The sequence below is a fragment of the Gordonia sp. CNJ-863 genome, assembly GCF_001942325.1.
In the GTDB taxonomy this organism is placed as follows: Bacteria; Actinomycetota; Actinomycetes; order Mycobacteriales; family Mycobacteriaceae; genus Gordonia; species Gordonia alkanivorans.
This window is the reverse complement of the sequence record NZ_MKKG01000009.1, coordinates 43,990-62,340: the sequence shown is the minus strand read 5'-3', so window position 1 is coordinate 62,340 and position 18,351 is coordinate 43,990. Positions and strand designations below refer to the sequence as shown.

The window sequence follows — 18,351 nt, the reverse complement described above, 5'->3', positions numbered from 1 at the left end:
CGCCGCGGTGTCAGCCGAGGTACTGCAGGAAATTCTCCGGTGCGGTCTGTGCTGCCAGCACTCCGCGCGGGATGATCTCGTCGTTCTGCGTCAACCGGGCCGACGCCGGGTAGACGGTGACCCCCAGCAGGACGAATTCGGGTGCCGTCTTCAGCGTGACCGTGTACGTCTCACCCGACGCCTGGGGCTGCTCGTCTTCGACGAGCCCCTTCGGCGTCCAGTAGACGGCCGCGAGGTTCCAGGGTCCCTTCGCGATGTCGCCGGAGACCGACAGCATCACCGTGTCGCCGACCGCCACCGGAACCCGGGGCGCCTCGCGCTGCGACGTGCCGAGCGGCGGGTCGCACTCGTCGAGCATCAGGTCGCACCACCGCACCGGTTCGACGGTGTAGAGGTTCTTGCCGACGGCGAGGTGCACGTACGGCCGGTCGTCGTGCGTGGAGTTGCGGGTCAGCAGGAACACCGAGACGCCGACGACTGCGACGAACGCCACCACGACGATCGCGATGATCGAAAGTGCCTTCTTCTCACCACTGCTGATCACGGTCGGCGTTGTCCTGTCTCGTCGGGGGTGGAGCGGTCACCGGGTGGCCGGTGACCGGAGTTCGGGAACGGTGCCGTCGACGGCATCCGCGTGGTCGTCGGCCGCTGGGAATGCGCCCGGGTCGGTGCCGACCCCGGTCCGGTCCGGCGTGCGGCATCGTCCGAACCGGCGGCCCGGAAGGCGACAGTCGGTGCGGCGTGGTCGGGGCGTCGACCGCCCAGACCCGGCACCAGCGATGTGCCGCGGGTCGTCATCACGGTCTGGAGCAGGCCCAGCCCGAGCAGCACGGCGACGACGGTGAAGCCGATCCACAGGGTCGGGGGCAGCAGCACCCCGAGTGAGGCGCCGAACACCCACGACAACTGCAGGACCGTCTCCGAACGGCCGAAGGCCGAGGCGCGTGACTCGTCGGGCAGGTCGTCCTGGATCGACGAGTCGAGGCACACCTTGCCGATCGCGCTGGCGCCCGAGGCGACCAGCGCGGCGACCGCCGCGAAGAGGATGTTGCCGAAGATCGCCGCGAGGACCGCGACGACGAAGCAGGCCACGGTGGCCCAGACGATGATGCCCGGCGGGTTCTTCAGCTCCAGCCGGGTGCCGACGCCGTTGCCGATCATGTTGCCGACGCCGGCGGCGGCACCGACGGCGCCGAGCAGCAGCAGCTGCGTCCAGTCCGATGCGTCGCCCTGCTGGGCCTTGGCGTAGAAGGCCACGAACAGCGTCAGGAAGCCGGTCAGGATGCGGATGGTGCCGTTGCCCCACAGACCGGCCACCACCGTGCGGCCCAGCGGCTGACGCATCTTCGCGGCGAGCATCTTGGCACCCTCGCGAGCGCTGGTCGGCTCGTGTTCGGGCATCGCCGAGCGGGCCGGTTCGCCGTGATAGGTCAGGGTCGTGGGGATCTCGCCCTCGGTCGACTCGACCCACGACGGGATGCGCATGCACAGGTAGGCGCCGGCCGCGGCGACGATCGCCAGCCACACCATGGCTCCCGGCAGATGCAGCGGCAGCAGTTTGCCGAGCAGCATCTCGATCAGCGCGGCCACCGCACCGCCGACGATCGTGCCGCCGATCAGGCCGAAGGTGGTCAGGCGGGAGTTCACCCGCGGCAGGTCGATGGTCGGGGGCACCACACGTGGGGTGACCGCCGATTTGAGCACGCCGAAAGATTTCGACAGCACCAGCAGGCCCAGCGCGCAGGGATAGAGCACCCACGGGTCGTACTCGAGTTGCTGGGTGGCGTCGTTCCACTGGACGTTCGACATGATCAGCAGCGCCAGGATGACGCGCAGACCGAAGGTCGTGGCCATCGCGATACGACGCCCGCGCTGGAGTCGGTCGAGCAGCGGACCGATCAGGGGAGCGATGAGTGCGAACGGCGCGATCGTCAGCGCCAGATACAGCGCGACGTTGGTCTTGGATTCACCCGACGCGGCGGCGAAGAACAGGGTGTTGGCCAGCGCGACGGCCATCGCGGCGTCGGCGGCGAAGTTCGCGATCACCGGCAGGGTGAGCGCAGTGAGGCCGGACTGGTCGGCGCCGTCGGCGGTCGCGGCCCGGTGGATCTTGCCGATGCCCTTGCCCGTCAGCTCGCGGCTGCGCATCGCGGCGACGCGCATCACGGTCAGCTTCTTGGGCGTTCGCGGCCCGTGGTCGGCGGGCATCGCCCGGGTCGCCGACTCGTCGTACTGCGGCTGACCTCGCTCGTCGAGCGGCGGCAGATGCGGATTGTGGGTGGGCGGGGGCAGGTAGGCATTGCGGCCGGGACCCGGTCCGGGTGGCGGTCCCCAGCCGGGTGCGGGCCGGCGGCCGCGCATCTGGCGGGTCTCGTCGGCCGGGTAGTTGGCCGACCCGGGGTGCTGCGCGGCGCGACGGCCGCGATCGTCTGTCGGCGGTCGAGAATGCTGGCTCGCCGGACCCCTGGGGGCCCCGCGCCCATCGTCGTGTCGGGAACTCCGTGGGATCACGCCCCCGATTGTTCCTCATCTCGTGCCGGTGCCGCTTGAAGCGGGTCGTTGTGTGGCACACGTCGGCGATATTGCACACTGGAAGCGTGACTGACGTAAGTGAGGGCGGACGACTGCTGGCGGCCGTCGACATCGCACGAGCCGCGCTGGTCGACGAAGGACAGCAGCCCGGCGCGCATCGGCGCAGCGTCGCCGAGGGCGAGTGGGCCGCTGCGCATTACTTCGACGCCGAGCTCGCAGGCTATCGCGGATGGCAGTGGTGCGTCGTGCTGGCCGGTTCCCCGGGCAGCGACGAGATCACCCTCAGTGAGGTCGTGCTGCTGCCGGGCGACGGCTCGTTGCTCGCACCGCCGTGGGTGCCGTGGGCCGAGCGTGTCGCCTCCGGCGACCTCGCGCCCGGTGACCTGCTGGCCGCCGAACCCGACGATCCGCGTCTGGTGCCCAACCAGATCGACACCGGCGACGAGTTCCGCTTCGACTCCGAGTCCGAGGACCCCGACGACATCGGTCAGATCGCCGGCGAGATCGGCCTCGGCCGTCGCCGACTGCTGAGCTACGACGGTCGCGCCGACGCCGCGCAGCGCTGGTACGACGGCGACTTCGGTCCGTCGTCGGAGATGGCTCAGGCGGCCCCGTTCCCCTGCTGCACCTGTGGTTTCTATGTGCCCCTCGCGGGTGCGCTGCGCGCCGGATTCGGTGCCTGCACCAACGAATACGCAGCCGACGGCCGGGTGGTCTCCGCCGAGTACGGCTGCGGAGCGCACTCCGATGTCCAGGCGCCCAAGGGTGAGGGCTCACCCGCCTACGACGCCTACGACGACGGCGCCCTCGAGGTCATCTCGGTCACCCGGGACGCCGAACCGGCCCGCTCCTGAACGACTCGCCACCATCCATGAGCGCCGATCCGTTCGGCCCGGACCCGTTTGGCACCGCCGCACTGCGGTCGTCGACGCTCGACGCCTGGACGGCCTCGCCGACCCGTCTCGCCGAGGACGCGGCTGCCGAGTCGGATCTGGTGACCGTCGGATACCGCGATCGGCTGCTCACCGAACTCGCCGCGAATGCCGCCGATGCCGCGGCCGCGGCGGGGATCGCGGGGGAGCTCGCCGTCTGGGTCGACGGTGACGAGCTACATGTCGCGAACACCGGTGAGCCGCTGAGTGTCGACGGCGTCCGATCGCTGGCCGCGCTGCGGGTGTCGGCGAAGGCGCCCACCGACGGTCAGATCGGACGATTCGGCGTCGGATTCACCGCCACCGCAACGGTCGCCGACCGCGTCGAGGTCCGGTCTCGTACCGGGTCGATCGTCTTCGACCGCGCCGCCACCGCCGAAGCCGTCGACGATGCCGGGCTCTCGGCGGACACCGTTCCGGTCCTACGGCTTGTGTGGCCGACCGATGCCGTGCCGGGGGCGGGGGTGGGTTCCAGCACAGCGGGCTTCGACACCGAGGTGGTCCTGAGTCTGCGTGAGCCGTCCGGGCCGCTCATCGACGCGATGCTCGTCCAGGCGCCGGATCTTGTCGTGGAACTCGCTGCATTGCAACGGATCACCGTGGACGGCGTGGAGGTCACGGTCGAGCGGTCCGCCGGGCCCGAGATCGGTGACGATCAGGCCTCGTCCGCGATCGTCACCGTGTCCGTGGACGGCTCCGGTTCGGTGTCGACCCAACGCTGGCTGGAGGTCACCCGCGGCGGGACGCGCTGGCTCGTCGACGCCGACGGCGGTCGCGCACCTGAGCACGATGTGCTGCGCGCACCCACGCCCACCGACATCGAACTGAGCCTGCCGTGCCGGTGCATCACCGACCTCGCGCTCACCCCCGACCGTCGGCACCTTCACCCGGGTGCCGAGATCGGCGATGCCGCAGCCGGTTATGTGGACCTTCTGCTCCTCGTCGACCCGGTTCGTCGGCTACAGCTCGTGCCGGAGCTGCATCTCGCGCGAAATCGCGACGACGCCAGGCTGATCGAGGCCGTGCGCGTACAGCTCCGCGACGTCGCGTGGCTGCCGGGTGCGGACGGCGAGCCGTTGCTGCCGTCGCGGTCGGTGGTCCTGATCGGGCTGACCGATCGCCTGGCCGGGATGCTGTCCGAACACTTCGCGGATCTCGTCCACCCCGACATCTCACTCGCCCAGCATCTTCCGACGCTCGGGCGGCTGGGCGTCGAGGAACTCGGGCTGGCGGCGCTGGCCGAGCGGCTCGGCGGCCTGCACCACGAGCCGTCCTGGTGGCACGACCTGTACGACGCGCTCGCGCCGCTCGTGTCGACGGGACGCGAGGTCGAGGAACTGGGCGCGCTGCCGATCCCGCGATCCGACGGACGGATGTCGGTCGGGGTCCGCGGACTGTTCGTGAGCGATCGCATCGCCACGCCGATGCGATGGATGCCCACCGTCCACCCAGACGCCCGGCATTCGCTCCTCGAACGCCTGGGCGTGCGGGAACTCTCCGTCGCCGACGCACTGGCCGACCCGGCACTTCGGGTGCTGGTCGAGGACATCGACCTCGACGGTGCCGGCGACGACGGGCTGGCCGCCGAGATCTGTGCGGTCCTACGGGCCGATCCGGATGCGTCCGTACCGCCGTGGCTGGCCACCCTGCCGCTGCTCGACAGCGACGGCGAGCTCCGCCCCGCCGATGAACTGCTGCTGCCCGACAGTCCGCTGCTGTCGGTCCTCGTCGACGACCATCCGTTCGGTGTCGTCGACGACGAGGTCGTGTCCGAGTGTGGCGCAGAAGAATTGCGGCGCCTGGGCGTCGGGTGGGGATTCCTCACCGTCGTCGACGACCTGCCGGTCGGTCCCGACCACGACCTCCCCGACGAGGAGGACTGGTGGGACACGCTGCCCGACGCACCCGAAAGGCTCACGGCGGTCCGGGATCTCGACCTGATCGACGACCGGTCCTGGTCCGAGGCGCTGACCATGATGGCGACCGACGCGGACATTGCACCGCTGCTCGCCGACCGCGACGGGTACACCGCCTGGTGGTTGCGGCGGCATGCCGAGGTCGACGGATTGTTGCTGGGGGAGTACCGCGCACCCTCGGATGAGATCCTCGCCGGGATCATCGACCCGCTCGATCATCCGCACGCCGACGCGCTGGTAGGCGCGCTCGCACGCCTCGAACCCGACACCGCCGACGATGCCGCGCTGCTTCTCACCCGCCTCGGCGACCCCGACCGGGACATCTCCGCCGGTGCCGCGGTGATGGTGCACGCCGCCGTGGTCGCGGCATGCCGCCGGGGCGATCTCGATGCGGCCGATGTCGAAGTGCCCGAACAGGTCCGGACGATCGCCGGCACCGTCACCGACCGCGCGGTGGTGGTCGACCGACCGTGGTTCCTCCAAGCGCTACCCGACGACGAAGCGGTCCTCGCCGGACCGACGGTGACCGCGGCCGATGCCGAGATGCTCGCTACGCTGCTCGACCTGCCACCGGCCTCCGAGGAGTACGCCGCGACCGTCCGCGACCCGGGCGACGCGGCGACCTGGGCTCACCCCGAGGCGGTGCGGTTCGGTGCCGAACGCGGGGTCGAGGTCCCCCGCGGCCAGGTGCGCCTCCACGACGAGTTGTGGATCTCGCTGCGCGACGGGGACTCTCATAAGGATGTGCGCGTGCGCTGGTGGGTCGAGGGCGGGGCCACACACCTCGAGCGTGCTCGCCGAGTTCGCTGATTCGCCGAGCACCTGATGGCGCGCCCTCACCGGGGAGTGCGGAACCACCGGCCTGCGTGGCCTCGATTTCCGGGCGGTGTCAGCGAAAACCTCGCAACACCAACGACGGCGGCGTACCGGCGGCACGGGCGCGTGTGGAGACCACGTGGTCGACGGCGGGGCCCTCCGGCACCGACAGGCGTAACCATCGCGCTTGGGAACTCAGGCGCACGAGTCCGGTCTCGTCGCAGAATCCCAGCGCGCCGAACAGTTGGTGTGCGTGTGCCAGAACCTTCTCGGTCGCCTCCCGCGTGTAGAGCCAGGTGAGTGCGGCCGCGGTGGGCGATCGGACGTCGTCTCCCGACCACCGCCAAGCGGCATCGAGGACGGCGACCTCGGCGCCTTGCAGGAGCATCGAGCACTCCGCGAGCCGGACCTGCACGGCTTGCCGGGATGCGAGCGGCCGGCCGAAGACCTCACGGTCCTTGGTATGCCGCATGGTCATCTCATATGCCCCGGACGCCAGTCCGAGAGTGGCCGCGGAGGCGAGTAGCCAACGGCGGGATGCCATCTCGTCGGCGCCCTGCCCATCGTGCTCGAGCCAGCCGTGCGGCAGATGGTAGGCGTTGTGGACCGGTTCGCACGGCCGATCGGTCAGTACCGCGCCGTCGACCGTGGACACGACCGCCTCGGCGCGGGCGCCCCAGCCGACGACGCGGCGGGCCGGACCGCCGGGGCCAATGCTGCTGATGACACCGCCACGCCCCAGGACGTCGGGCGCCACAGTGGGATTGGCGCGGGCGGCTAGTTCGGCTTCGACGAGCGGCCCGGGTAGGGGAGCGCGGGAGACCGCGCTGATGGCACACACCAGGTCGAGCATGTCGCCGCCATGCGCCTCGAGGTCGAAGATGCCGAACTCGACCAGCTGCTTCCAGCCGGTGGCGTCGTCGGCATCGGACACCTCGAAGATGGGCCGGTCCCTGGCCCATCGACGCAGTTCGTCGACGAGGCCGACGGTGTGGTCGGGGAGGACGAAATCCATGGTCAGCGAATCCTTTCCAGGCCCAGTCCGCGCTGGGCGATGATCCCCATCTGGATCTCGTAGGCACCGGCGGTGACGGTGCCGGTGGGTGCCAGGCGGGTGAAGTCCTCGATCTCGCCGCCCTCGACCGCGGCGGTGTCGTGGGAGTCGACGATCGCCATCGGTCCCAGTACCCGATCCGCGATGGCCGAGACCCGTTGTTCGAGAGTGACGTTGTGCACGCGGGCTGCACTGCCCTGCCACGTCGGCACCTCGCCCCGCTCCTTCATGTCGACGACGAGGTAGCTCATCAGTTCGGCGACGCGCGCACCGGCGAGTGCGGTCGCGATGTCGCGCTGGATCTCGGGCCGGTCCGCCTCCGGAAGACGCTCGAGCTCACCGAGGATGCGCGTGGAGCGCGCATATCGCGCCACACCGACCCGTTCGAAGGCCAACGACGCCATGGCGACTCGCCATCCGTCGCCTGGCGCGCCGAGAACGGCGTCGGCGGGGATCACCGCGTCGGTGAAGACGACGGAGTTGAGCTTGTGTTTGCCCAATGGGGTCGCGATGGGCTTGACCTCGATGCCGGGCGTCGACATGTCGATGAGGAGCACGACGAGTCCCGCGTGACGTTCCGAGCCTGCTTCCCATCGAGCGAGGAGGACGCCGTACTCGGCGTAGTCGCCGTAGCTGGTCCAGATCTTCTCGCCGTTGACGATGAACGCGTCACCGGTGGGCGTGGCCTTGGTCCGCAGCGCGGCGAGGTCGGATCCGGCCCCCGGCTCGGAGAAGAGCTGCGCCCACTGCACGTCGCCGGCGGCAATACGCGGGAGGAATCGCATCTTTTGTTCGTCGGTGCCGAACCTGATGATCGCCGGTCCGATCCAGTTGACTCCCATGTACTGGCCGCCGCGAGGTTCGAAGTAGGCCCACGTCTCCTCTTGGAGCACCACCTGCCGCCAGTTCGATGCGCCCCGACCGCCGTACTCCTCGGGCCATGTCTGGGTGAGCCATCCGCGTTCGGCCATCTCGCGCGTGATCGAGAAGCTGAGGTCGAGATACTCGTCCGGTCCGTGGAAGATCCCGACCCAGTCGTCGGGCAGGCGCGATTCCAGCAGCGCCCGGAGTTCGGCGCGGAACTGCTCCTGTTCTTCGGAGAAATCCAGATCCATGATGTCCTTCGTTCGTGCCGGGCGACTTATTTGCCCAGGACCTGAGCGGTCACAGTCGAAAGTCACCACCGCTGCGTCGGATTCAACATCCAAGATCACACCCACGTTGCTCAACTCCTCTTCCCGGCCGTAGCGCGGCCCGCTCGGAACTCTCGGTCGAGTATGGATCGCCGAGGCCCAATAAGTCTATGTTTTATCTACCTATTTATGCTAATTCTTGAACACTGACAAACCCGAGGAGGCGCAGTGACCCCCACGCAGGTGGCGGCCGAGTCCGCGACGTCGAGCGCGGCCGCGCCCGATCAGCTGGAGTCGACCATCGAGACCGATGAGCACCGCTCATTCGCAGCTGCCGTCGCCGCGGCGGTCGCTTCGGTGTGGGACGACGAGACATTGCGGGGCATCGGTCGCGACGGTCGGGACGCCGACGCCGAGGTCGCATGGGCGGCGCTGGCCGGAGTCGGTATGCCGGGCGTGCCGGTCCCCGAACACCGCGGAGGGTTCGGCGGACGATGGCTCGACGTCGTGTCCGCGATCGAACGCATCGGAGAAACCCTGGTGCCCAACCCGCTGGCCACGTCGTATGCGGCCACGGTGCTGCTGTCCCACAGCGATGTCGCCGACACCGGCCTCGCCGGACGTGTCGCCGACGGCTCGCTGCGGGCGGGCGTCGCCGCCGACTGGACCACCGCGGACTGGGCGGATACCGACGCCCTGAAGGTGGAGGCGCAGGCCTCGGGTGCCGGCACAGTGACCTTGTCCGGCCACGTCGACTGTTTCCTCCGGCCCGCGGCCGAGTTGTTGCTGGTGCCCGCTGTGCTCGGTGACGACGTGGTCGTGGCGATGGTCCCGGCCGAGCGAGCGGTCCTCACCGCGCGCACGGGTCTGGATGTGCTGACCCCGCTCGCCGCGGTGGCCTTGGAATCCGCTGAGGCGACCATCGTGTTGCAGGCGTCGGAGGCCTCGGGTGCGCTGCGCACCGCGCACGCGGTCGCGACCCTGGCGCTCGCCGCCGAACACGTCGGCCTGTGTCGGCGCGTACTGCGCCACGCGGTCGCGCATGCGAGGGACCGCACACAGTTCGGGGCGCCGATCGGCAGCTTCCAAGGTGTCTCCCATCGACTCGCCGACGTCTTCGTCGAGACGGAGTTGGCCACGAGCGCGGTGCGTCACCTGGCGGTCGTCCTCGATACGGGCGGTCACGACGTCACCGAACCCGCACAGCTGGCACATCACCAGGCCGTCAAGGCGCTGCGGATGGCGTCGGCGTCGGTCATCCAGGTCCTCGGCGGTCTCGGCTTCACCTGGGAGGCGACGGCGCACCACGCCTTCCGTAGGGCGGGCGCGCATGCCCGGCTCCTGGGTCCGGCCACCGCGCCGGCCGTCCGACGTCGGAACGACGCGACGGGTGCGCCGCCGACGGACCCGGTGGTCGCGGCGTTCCGTGAGTTCTTGTCGACCGCGGTGGCTCAGCATCGACGAGAATGGGGCGTCGACGAGACCTTCGGCGCCCGGCGGGCCTGGCAGCGACGGCTGCACGACGGCGGATGGATCGGCCTGGGATGGCCGGAAAGCCATGGCGGACGCGGACTCACGGTCCGACAGCAGGTCGACTGCGAACGCGAGCTGGCCGCCGCGGGTGCGCCCTCCCTCGCAGGCGTCCTCGGCATCAACAACGTGGGGCCCACCCTGATCGCGCACGGTACGCCCGAGCAGCAGCGGCACCTCCCGGCGATCCTGTCCACCGACGAGGTGTGGTGCCAGGGGTTCAGCGAACCGGGCGCCGGCAGCGACCTCGCCGGCCTGCGCTGCCGTGCCACCCGTGTCGGTGACGAGTATGTGATCAACGGACAGAAGATCTGGACGACCGACGGCATGGACGCCACCCACATCGAACTGATGGTGCGTACCGATCCCGAGTCCACACGGCATGCCGGTATCACCGTGCTGCTGGTGCCGCTCGACACCCCGGGAATCACCCGTCGCCCGATCGTCCAGCTCGATGGCTCGGTCGGGTACGCCGAGGTCTTCTTCGACGACGTCGCGGTCCCGGCGTCGGCGCTGCTGGGTGTCGAAGGCGAGGGTTGGGCGGTCAGTCGCACCACGCTGGCCTACGAACGGACCGGCGTCGTCGCGCTCGCGGCGCGTCTGCAGCAGTCGGTGCAGGACGTCCTCGACGGCATCGTCGACGTCAACGACACCGACGGCATCGTCGACGGCACACGTCTCGACGACGACGTGGCACGTGCACTGGCCGACACCGCGGCCCGCGCCCGATTACTGGACCTCCACGGAACCAGGATTCTGTCCGCCATCGAGGCCGGCACGCCACCGGGACCCGAACAGTCCGTCGTCAAACTGGCCTGGAGCCAGGTCACCCAGTCGCTGGGGGAGTTGCGGCTCGCCGCGGCCGGTGCCGGCGCACTCGAACCCGACGCGGCCACCGAGGTGGCGTACCTGCGGTCCCGCTCGGCGTCCATCGCCGGTGGTACCACCGAGATCATGAAGAACGTCATCGCCCAGAGAGTGCTGGGCCTACCCCGATGACGGTGGCCGCACAGCACACAAGAGGAGAACTCCCGATGATTGACACAGCCGTCCACGACGCGGACCGGGTGCAGCACGCACCGGCGGACGAGGTGCGCGTTGCACCGCAGCCGGAATGGTCTGCCGGTGTCCAGGAGACCGTCAATGAGTTGCTCGCCCGGGCGGCAGGTCAGTGGCCGGATCGTCCCTACCTCGAGAACAACGGTGTGGTTCACACCTACTCCGAGATCGCCGAGTCGGCGGCATCCCTCGCCGCCGGTCTCGCCGCTCTCGGTGTGCAGCGCGGCGATCGCGTGGTGATGTTGCTCGACAACAGCGTCGAATGTGCGCAGGTGTGGTTCGCGGTGAACTGGCTCGGTGCCATCTGGGTGCCGTTGAACACCGCGAACAAGGGCGAGTTCCTGCGTCACCAGATCCACAATGCGGGTGCGGCCGTGGTGATCACCGAATCCAGGTTCGTCGAACGCCTCGTGCCGATCGCCGACGGCATCCCCGAGGTCACCACGGTCGTCACCCGCGAACCTGTCGGCCACGATATGCCCTGGCGCGCAGAAACACTCGCCGTACTGTTGACCGCCGACCGGCCGCACGTGCCGATGGTCACCGTGGCCCCGGGTGACCTGGCGATGTTCATCTACACCTCGGGCACCACCGGGCCGTCGAAGGGCTGCATGATCAGCCACAACTACGTCTGCAATCTGGCTCGCCAGTATCTGGCCGGTACCGCACGTACGCCCGAGGAGGTGGCCTGGACCGCGCTCCCGCTGTTCCACATGAACGCGGCATCGACCGCCGTGCTCTCGACACTGATGATCGGCAGCAAGGTCTATCTCGCCACCCGGTTCAGCGTGTCGGGATTCTGGCGGGAGATCGAGGAGAGCGGTGCACGCATCGCCACCCTGCTCGGCGCCATGCTGACGATGGTCGCCAACGCACCGGAGACCGAGGCCGAGAAGCGGTGCTTCGGCCAGTTGCGCGTCGTGCGCGGCGCCCCGTTCCCGGCGTCGCTGCAGGAGCACTGGAAACAGCGGTTCGGGGGAGAGATCTTCGGCTCGAACGCCTTCGGGCTGACCGAGGCATCGCTCGTCACCATGGCCGACGCCGCGGCGACCCCGCCGCCGGGGAGCGCGGGTCGACGCGGACCGGACTTCGACGTGCGGATCGTCGACGCCCAGGACTGCGAGGTGCCCACCGGCGAGGTCGGCGAGATCGTCGTCCGGCCGCGGCGCCCCAACATCATGTTCGCCGGGTACTGGCGACGTCCCGACGCGACCGCGGAGGTCATGCGCAACCTGTGGTTCCACACCGGCGACCTCGGCTACTTCGATGACGACGACTGGCTGTACTTCGCCGACCGCAAGAAGGACTATCTCCGGCGGCGAGGGGAGAACATCTCGTCGTACGAGCTCGAGTCGACGTTCCATCAGCACCCCGCGGTCCGCGAATGCGCCGTGCACGCCGTACCGAGCGACCTCACCGAGGACGAGGTGAAGGTGACCGTCACACTGCGTGAGGGTGCCACGGTGACCCCCTACGACCTATGCGAGTGGTCGCTCGACCGCCTGCCCTACTTCGCGGTGCCGCGATATGTCGAGATCCGCGACGAACTGCCCAAGAACGCACTCGGCAAGATCCTGAAGTACGAACTGCGGGACGAGGGCGTGACGTCCTCGACCTGGGACCGCGAGCAGTCCGATCTCGAGGTCCGCCGGTGACAACCCCTTCCGTGGAGGAGAAACAGATGAAGATCGTCGTCGACCGCGACACGTGCCAGGGCCATGGGCGATGCGCGGTGTACGCGCCCGAGGTCTACGAACTCGATGACGAAGGGTACTGCGCCATCACCGACCTGCTCGTTCCCGCCGACCAGGAGGATGCTGCCGCGTCTGGTGCCGACGCATGCCCGGAAAATGCCATTGAGGTTATAGATTAAGCGAGTTCGCTCCCATGTCGGTTACGATCAACCCCATGACGATGCAGCCGGTGGAGACCTCCGTACCGCACGGCGGGTTTCGTGTGCCGAAGACCGCCGAGCTCGTCGCGGCCAATCTACGACGCCAGATCATCCGCGGCGAGCTCGTCGAGGGCGACAGCCTGCCCCCGGAGCACCTGCTCACCGAGAAGTATCAGGTATCGCGGCCGACGCTGCGGGAGGCCTACCGCATCCTCGAGTCGGAGCGCCTCATCGAGGTGCGTCGTGGTGCCAAGGGCGGTGCCCGGGTCCGGCTGCCGGATGCCGACGTCGCCGCACAGCATGCGGGGTTGATGCTGCAGTTCGAACGCACCGAACTGAGTGATGTGTACTTCGCCCGCTCGGTCATGGAGGCGCCGGCGGGGGCGCTCGCCGCGCAGAACCCCGATCCGGAGGATCTCCGGCGGCTCGAGGAGAACATCGCCGAGGCCGAACGCATCCTGGCCGATCCCGACGCGGATCAGAGTCGGCTGCCGGTCCTGTCGCGCGGGTTCCACTCGATCGTGGTGGAGATGAGCGGCAACAAGACGCTGACCCTGTTCGACTCGATGCTCGGCGTGATCATCGACCTCGCCAGCAAGAACTATGTGACGTCGCAGGCGCCGTCGCGGGGGACCAAGTCGAGCGCCACGGCTCTCCGCGCGCACAAGAAGCTCTACCGGCTGATCGCGGCCGGTGACGTCGAAGGCGCAGATGCACTGTGGCGTCGGCATCTCGAAGGTGTGTCGGAGACGATGGCCGACGTCGTGCCGGGCACGGTCATCGACCTGCTGAGCTGAGCCCCGCCCGGGTGCTGCCCCCCGGGACGACTCCCCACTGTTCAGTGCTCGTGTGGTCGCACGACGACCCGGGCGCTCGCGGTGGTCTCGTCGCGCTGGTTGCGTGCGATGACCTCGCACTCCACCAGTCCGTCGTCGTGGACCGCGCATACCTCGCCGCCGATTCGGGTGACGTCGCCGATCAGATTCGGGGCCAACAGGTCTGCGTCGAGTACGACGATCCGCCCGGCGTCGGCGCACCAGTCGGTGACGAGCTGCGCGAGCCACGAGATCCGTTGGGCGCCGAAGTCGTAGCCGCGTGCGAGTCCGTTCTGGCGTGCGATCGTGGTGTCCCAGTGGCCGGCCTCCGCGGTGTCGGGGTAACCGTGTTCACCGAAGAGGCGTGTGGCCGGGTCGGCGGACCACATCCGATGCGCGTACCGGTCGGTGAGGACCAGCGGTGACCCCCAGCCGAGCAGCCAGGCGATGATGGAGGTGACCGTCAGCGGCCCCTTGACGAGCGTGCCCAGCCCGTCGCCCGCACATACATCCGGGCCCAGGGTCGCCCTGGCGTCCGGAGTGTTCTCGCACAACGATTCCCGCATCAACGCATCGATGTCCTCGGGCGTGTACGTCGGTGGCTCCCCGAATGTGGGCGGCGCCGAATCTGCTGTGTCGGTGCGGTCCCTGCGCGGGAAGCGCATGGTGCGCTTCCGGCACTCCGCGAGGAGTGTGCCCGTGTCGTCGTGATAGCGGAACAGCTCTTCCAGTTCGACGACCTCGCCTCGACGACGCGACGACCGAACTTCCACGGCGGACAGTTCGACCGTCGTCGTGACCCGGCGATCGACCTCCACCGCCGAGTGGAACGTCCAGTGGTCGCCCTTCCACAGCGTTGCATATCCGGCCAGACACGAAGCCGGTGCCGGCGTCGACGCCGCATCGGCTCGTCCGACGCTGCTGCAGCTGTAGAGATACGTCGGGGGTACCTGTCCATCCCGGGTCCAGCGCGGTGAATCATCACCGATGCCAGCGGCGAAGTGTCGCACCGACTCGGTGGTGACCCACCTGTTCCAGCCCACGACCGGTACCCGGACCCCGATGGTTGTGCGCAGTAAATCGATTCGTTCGTGAAGATCTGTCATGGAGGTACTTTCGGGGTCTGCCACAAGGGATTATCCAGCGTATTATCATATAGATAATACAACTATATCTGGATCAATTGGAGTGGCATGTCACAGGACCGGCTCACCGCCCACCGTCCGTTGACGGACATCCTCGATCTGCGCCTGACCGGTGACGACGAGTTCGCCGGGCCGGCGGTCGCCGACGGCAGCAGGCGGCTCTACGGCGGCCATGCGATCGCCCAGAGCATCGTCGCCGCAACCGAGACGGTCTCGGGTGAACCCCTGCGCTCCGTGCGGATCGACTTCCTTCGCCCCGGTCTCGAAGAGCACGAGGTCGAGTACCGCGTCGCGCGGTTGCTCACCGGCCGGCGTCTGGCGAGCCGTCGCGTGGACGGATTTCAGGACAGGAAGCTCCTGTTCACCGCGACAGTGCTCTTCGGGAACGCCGAGCCCACCGGGGCGGTGACGCTCCCGGTCGAGGAACCCATGTCGGCCGTCCCGCCGATCCCGCCCCTGTCGGCGGTCGAACAGCATCGGGTTCGAGGGGTCGAGGTTCCGGCGCAGGCGATCCCGCGGTACGTCAGGACCGGGATGCGGTTCGTCGACGACCCGCCGCGAGTTGCCGCCGGCACCGGCCGCACCCCGGAGCGGAGCCGTGGGTACTGCGACCTGCGAGGCATCGAACCACGTTTGGCCACAGCTGCACTCGGTTACGCGAGTGACCTGTCCATGCTGGACCCGCTCGCGTACCACGCATCCCTGATCTGGCAGGAATCCGCGGTCCCCGCGACCCTCACGCACTCGATGGTCGTCCATCGGCCGGGTCTCGTCGGAGACTGGTTGCTGTTCGACCGCGAACTCGTCTCGGCATTCGACGGTACGGTCTACGTCGTCGCCGGGGTGTACACGACCAGCGGTGTGCGCGTCGCCACGCTGACCCAGAGTGCGCTGGTGCTGGAACCGTAGAACCCGCGCGGGCCGGCGTGGCGGACGCGCCTATGCCGGCGTCGTCACCCCGAGGGGGAGGGGACCTTCGACGGCGACATGCCGGAGCAGCGGCGAGGGAACTCCGAGTGAGGATGCCAGTGCGAGAGCCGAATCGGAGTCCTTGGAGAGGTACTTGCCGACGCGGTCGCCGAAGGCGGCCACGCTGGACTCGAGTGCCATCCGACGCATGGCATCGGATGCGCCGCTGCACTGGCCGATCGTCGCCAGGAGCGCGGACTCGTCGACTCCGAGAGCGTCCCCGATGCGTGCGGCCTCGGCCACGAGCTGCACGTTGGCGGTGAACAGCAGGTTGTTGATGAGCTTGATCGTGCTCGCGGTGCCGAGCGCGCCGGTCGGGAGGTAACGACCGGCGTACGTCGACACCGTCTGCTCGGCAGCGGCGACCACGTCGGGATCGCCACCGGCCAGAACGGTCAGCCGACCGTCGCGAATGTCGGTGGCACTGCCGCTGATCGGGGCGTCGAGAACCCGCGCAGCACGTCGGGCTGCCGCGTCGGCGATCGCACGGATCATCTGTGGCCCGGCGGTGGTGTGGATGACGAGGATCGCGTCGTTGTCGAGGTGCGAGGCGATGCCGCCCTCGCCGAGGATCACCTCGTCGAGCTGCTTCTCGTCGAAGAGACACACGACGACCACCGCGTGGCCGCGGGTCGCGGCTGCCGGCGTGTCCACCACCTGAGCCCCCGCGTCCCGCAGCCGCTCGGCGACCTCGGGGCGTCGTACCGACACGGTCACCGGCACGTCGGCGCCGAGGAGACGGTCGATCATCGGGGCGCCCATGCTGCCCGCCCCGATGAAACCGACTCCGCCACCATGTGATCCAGTGCTCACAGACCGGTCACTCCGGCTTTGAGGAGCGCACCCGCGTCGACCTTGAGCTGCAGTCCGGTGACATAGCGCGATTCGTCGGAAGACAGGAAGAGCACCGCGTTGCTGATGTCCTCCGGCTCCACGTACGGCACCGGCATGATCTGCGTCGAGGCGAAGGCGTCGAGCACGTCCTCGCGCTTGGGGTCGTCGAGGTCGGGCCGGAAGACCTTGTACATGGGCGCACTGTGCAGCATGGGGGTGTTGCAGTTGCCCGGGTGCACGGCGTTGACGCGGATGTTTCTCGGTCCCAGCTGGATCGCGAGGGAGTTGACCAGGGACGCGACCCCTCGCTTGGCGTAGGAGTAGCCGGTTCCGCCGGGGCCGTTCTTGACTCCCTGCGGGGTGAGACCCGCGAAGGAACCCGTGGCGATGATCGACGCGCCGGCGCCGAGATGGGGGAGTGCCACGTCGATCGCGTTCATCACGCCGGTGAGGTTGGTCGAGACCGTTTCCAGCCACACCGATTCGGGCTCGTTCTCCCCGAGGGGGCAGACGCCGGCGTTGGCGATGACGATGTCGAGACGACCGAGTTCGGCGACTCCGGCGTCGACGGCGTCGGCGAGGGCGGTCTTGTCCCGGACGTCCACGATGTGGGGACTGATCCGGCCGTCGAGACCTTTGACCATGTCGACCGTTTCGGCGAGATCATCGGGCGTCGCGAGCGGATAATTCATCCACTCCGGCTGCGCGCAGATGTCGACGGCGATGATGTCGGCGCCCTCGCGAGCCAGGGCGAGCGCATGACTGCGCCCCTGGCCTCGTGCGGCACCGGTGATGAGGGCGACCTTGCCCGCGACCCTACCTGTCATTGCGTTCTCCTCTGTTCGTTCTCGTGCCCCATCGGGTGGGGCGAGTGTCGTTGTGGCGTCCGGCTTTCGCTGGAATCCAGACGATCAGCGGCCGGTCCACCTCGGCGGCCGCTTCTCCGCGAAGGCCGCCAGACCCTCGCGGGCATCGTCGGAGGCGTTCACCGTCACGGCTTCCCGTGCGGTGTGCGTCCAGAAGTCGGTCTCGGCCGGTACGGCTCCGTCACGGATGCCCTTGGCGATCCGCTTGGTCGCCTGCACGGCCACCGGTCCGTTCTCGCCGATCTTCGCGGCGAGTCGGAGGGCCTCGGCGCGTACCAGGGCGGCAGGGACGACGCGGTTGACGAGGTGGTGCTCGAGCGCCTTTGCGGCGGTCAGGGATTCGCCGGTGAACAGCAGCTCGAGGGCGAGGCGTTCGGGGAGTTGCCGTGTCCACCGGAATGCGCCACCGGCGCCCGCGACTCGTCCGCGCTTCACCTCGGGCAGGCCGAAGACCGCGTTCTCCGACGCGACGATGAGGTCGCTGGCGAGCGCCAGCTCGGTACCACCGCCGAGGGCGAGGCCGTTGACCGCGGCGATCGTCGGTTTGCTGATCGGGTGGTTGACGTAGCCGGCCAGACCCCACGCCTCGCGTCCGGGCGGGATGATGGGTTCGCCGCGGCCGATCGCCTTCAGGTCGGCGCCGGAACAGAACGCTTGCTCGCCGGCGCCGGTGAGGATCACCGCACGGATGTCGGGATCGGCCTCGGCGTCGGAGAGGGCGTCGCCGATCGCCAGGCACACGCCCATGTCCACCGCATTGCGGACCTCAGGACGGTTGATCGTGATCACGAGGGTGTGACCCTCGCGGTCGAGTAGCACCGAGTCATTCACAGTGCCAACCCCTTTCGTGTCGGTC

The 18,351-nt window shown here is 68.9% G+C and carries 15 protein-coding genes; 7 read left to right on the top strand and 8 right to left on the bottom strand.

The window, feature by feature from the left end; all coding sequences use genetic code 11:
* Window positions 1–10: 10 nt before the first annotated feature.
* Together BJF87_RS05100 and BJF87_RS05095 are read right to left on the bottom strand one after the other, a co-directional pair.
* Window positions 11–544 carry a DUF2771 family protein gene (locus tag BJF87_RS05100; RefSeq protein WP_035753124.1) on the bottom strand — a complete coding sequence of 178 codons (534 nt, stop codon included), beginning with the start codon at window positions 542–544 and terminating at the stop codon, window positions 11–13.
* On the bottom strand, window positions 541–2,361 hold the full coding sequence (locus tag BJF87_RS05095; protein ID WP_006360649.1) for an MFS transporter: 1,821 nt from the start codon (window positions 2,359–2,361) through the stop codon (window positions 541–543). Before BJF87_RS05095 ends, BJF87_RS05100 begins: the two co-directional genes overlap by 4 nt.
* A gap of 236 nt (window positions 2,362–2,597) precedes the next feature.
* On the opposite strand from BJF87_RS05095, the gene BJF87_RS05090 reads away from it, so the two are divergent.
* Window positions 2,598–3,386, top strand: coding sequence for a DUF3027 domain-containing protein (locus BJF87_RS05090; RefSeq protein WP_006360650.1), 789 nt, complete (start codon window positions 2,598–2,600; stop codon window positions 3,384–3,386).
* A gap of 17 nt (window positions 3,387–3,403) precedes the next feature.
* Complete coding sequence (locus tag BJF87_RS05085) at window positions 3,404–6,190, top strand: sacsin N-terminal ATP-binding-like domain-containing protein (RefSeq protein WP_075862756.1); 2,787 nt, start codon at window positions 3,404–3,406, stop codon at window positions 6,188–6,190.
* A 79-nt stretch (window positions 6,191–6,269) separates the two neighbouring features.
* On the opposite strand, the gene BJF87_RS05080 is transcribed toward BJF87_RS05085, so the two are convergent.
* Together BJF87_RS05080 and BJF87_RS05075 are read right to left on the bottom strand one after the other, a co-directional pair.
* The gene (locus BJF87_RS05080) at window positions 6,270–7,211 is read right to left on the bottom strand and encodes an acyl-CoA dehydrogenase family protein (RefSeq protein ID WP_051405924.1); all 942 of its coding nucleotides are present in this window, start codon (window positions 7,209–7,211) and stop codon (window positions 6,270–6,272) included.
* Between the two features lie 2 nt (window positions 7,212–7,213).
* Window positions 7,214–8,365: an acyl-CoA dehydrogenase family protein gene (locus tag BJF87_RS05075; RefSeq protein WP_075862755.1), complete on the bottom strand. Its 1,152-nt coding sequence runs from the start codon at window positions 8,363–8,365 to the stop codon at window positions 7,214–7,216.
* Window positions 8,366–8,611: 246 nt separating this feature from the next.
* On the opposite strand from BJF87_RS05075, the gene BJF87_RS25670 reads away from it, so the two are divergent.
* From BJF87_RS25670 to BJF87_RS05055, 4 genes are read left to right on the top strand one after another with little or no spacing between them, the layout of a single operon-like run.
* Complete coding sequence (locus tag BJF87_RS25670) at window positions 8,612–10,912, top strand: acyl-CoA dehydrogenase (RefSeq protein WP_139319420.1); 2,301 nt, start codon at window positions 8,612–8,614, stop codon at window positions 10,910–10,912.
* Window positions 10,913–10,947: 35 nt separating this feature from the next.
* Complete coding sequence (locus BJF87_RS05065; RefSeq protein WP_052362813.1) at window positions 10,948–12,627, top strand: AMP-binding protein; 1,680 nt, start codon at window positions 10,948–10,950, stop codon at window positions 12,625–12,627.
* A gap of 26 nt (window positions 12,628–12,653) precedes the next feature.
* Window positions 12,654–12,845: a ferredoxin gene (locus tag BJF87_RS05060; RefSeq protein WP_042378514.1), complete on the top strand. Its 192-nt coding sequence runs from the start codon at window positions 12,654–12,656 to the stop codon at window positions 12,843–12,845.
* Between the two features lie 35 nt (window positions 12,846–12,880).
* A complete protein-coding gene (locus BJF87_RS05055; protein ID WP_052362814.1) occupies window positions 12,881–13,663 on the top strand; it encodes a FadR/GntR family transcriptional regulator in 783 nt (260 codons plus the stop codon).
* A 41-nt stretch (window positions 13,664–13,704) separates the two neighbouring features.
* Here the strand turns inward: BJF87_RS05055 and BJF87_RS05050 are convergent, their stop codons facing one another.
* Entirely contained in the window at window positions 13,705–14,787 is a 1,083-nt protein-coding gene (locus tag BJF87_RS05050) for a hypothetical protein (protein ID WP_035753118.1), read from the bottom strand.
* An 87-nt stretch (window positions 14,788–14,874) separates the two neighbouring features.
* Between BJF87_RS05050 and BJF87_RS05045 the strand changes: the two genes are divergently transcribed.
* Complete coding sequence (locus tag BJF87_RS05045; protein ID WP_075862754.1) at window positions 14,875–15,735, top strand: acyl-CoA thioesterase II; 861 nt, start codon at window positions 14,875–14,877, stop codon at window positions 15,733–15,735.
* 30 nt (window positions 15,736–15,765) lie between these two features.
* Here BJF87_RS05045 and BJF87_RS05040 read toward each other — a convergent pair whose 3' ends face one another.
* The 3 genes from BJF87_RS05040 to BJF87_RS05030 all read right to left on the bottom strand — a co-directional run bounded on the left by BJF87_RS05040 (window position 15,766) and on the right by BJF87_RS05030 (window position 18,326).
* Entirely contained in the window at window positions 15,766–16,608 is an 843-nt protein-coding gene (locus tag BJF87_RS05040; protein ID WP_035753114.1) for an NAD(P)-dependent oxidoreductase, read from the bottom strand.
* Window positions 16,605–17,456, bottom strand: coding sequence for a mycofactocin-coupled SDR family oxidoreductase (locus BJF87_RS05035; protein ID WP_042378082.1), 852 nt, complete (start codon window positions 17,454–17,456; stop codon window positions 16,605–16,607). The genes BJF87_RS05040 and BJF87_RS05035 overlap by 4 nt, the downstream gene beginning before the upstream one ends.
* A gap of 84 nt (window positions 17,457–17,540) precedes the next feature.
* Window positions 17,541–18,326 carry an enoyl-CoA hydratase-related protein gene (locus BJF87_RS05030; RefSeq protein ID WP_035753111.1) on the bottom strand — a complete coding sequence of 262 codons (786 nt, stop codon included), beginning with the start codon at window positions 18,324–18,326 and terminating at the stop codon, window positions 17,541–17,543.
* Window positions 18,327–18,351 lie beyond the last annotated feature (25 nt).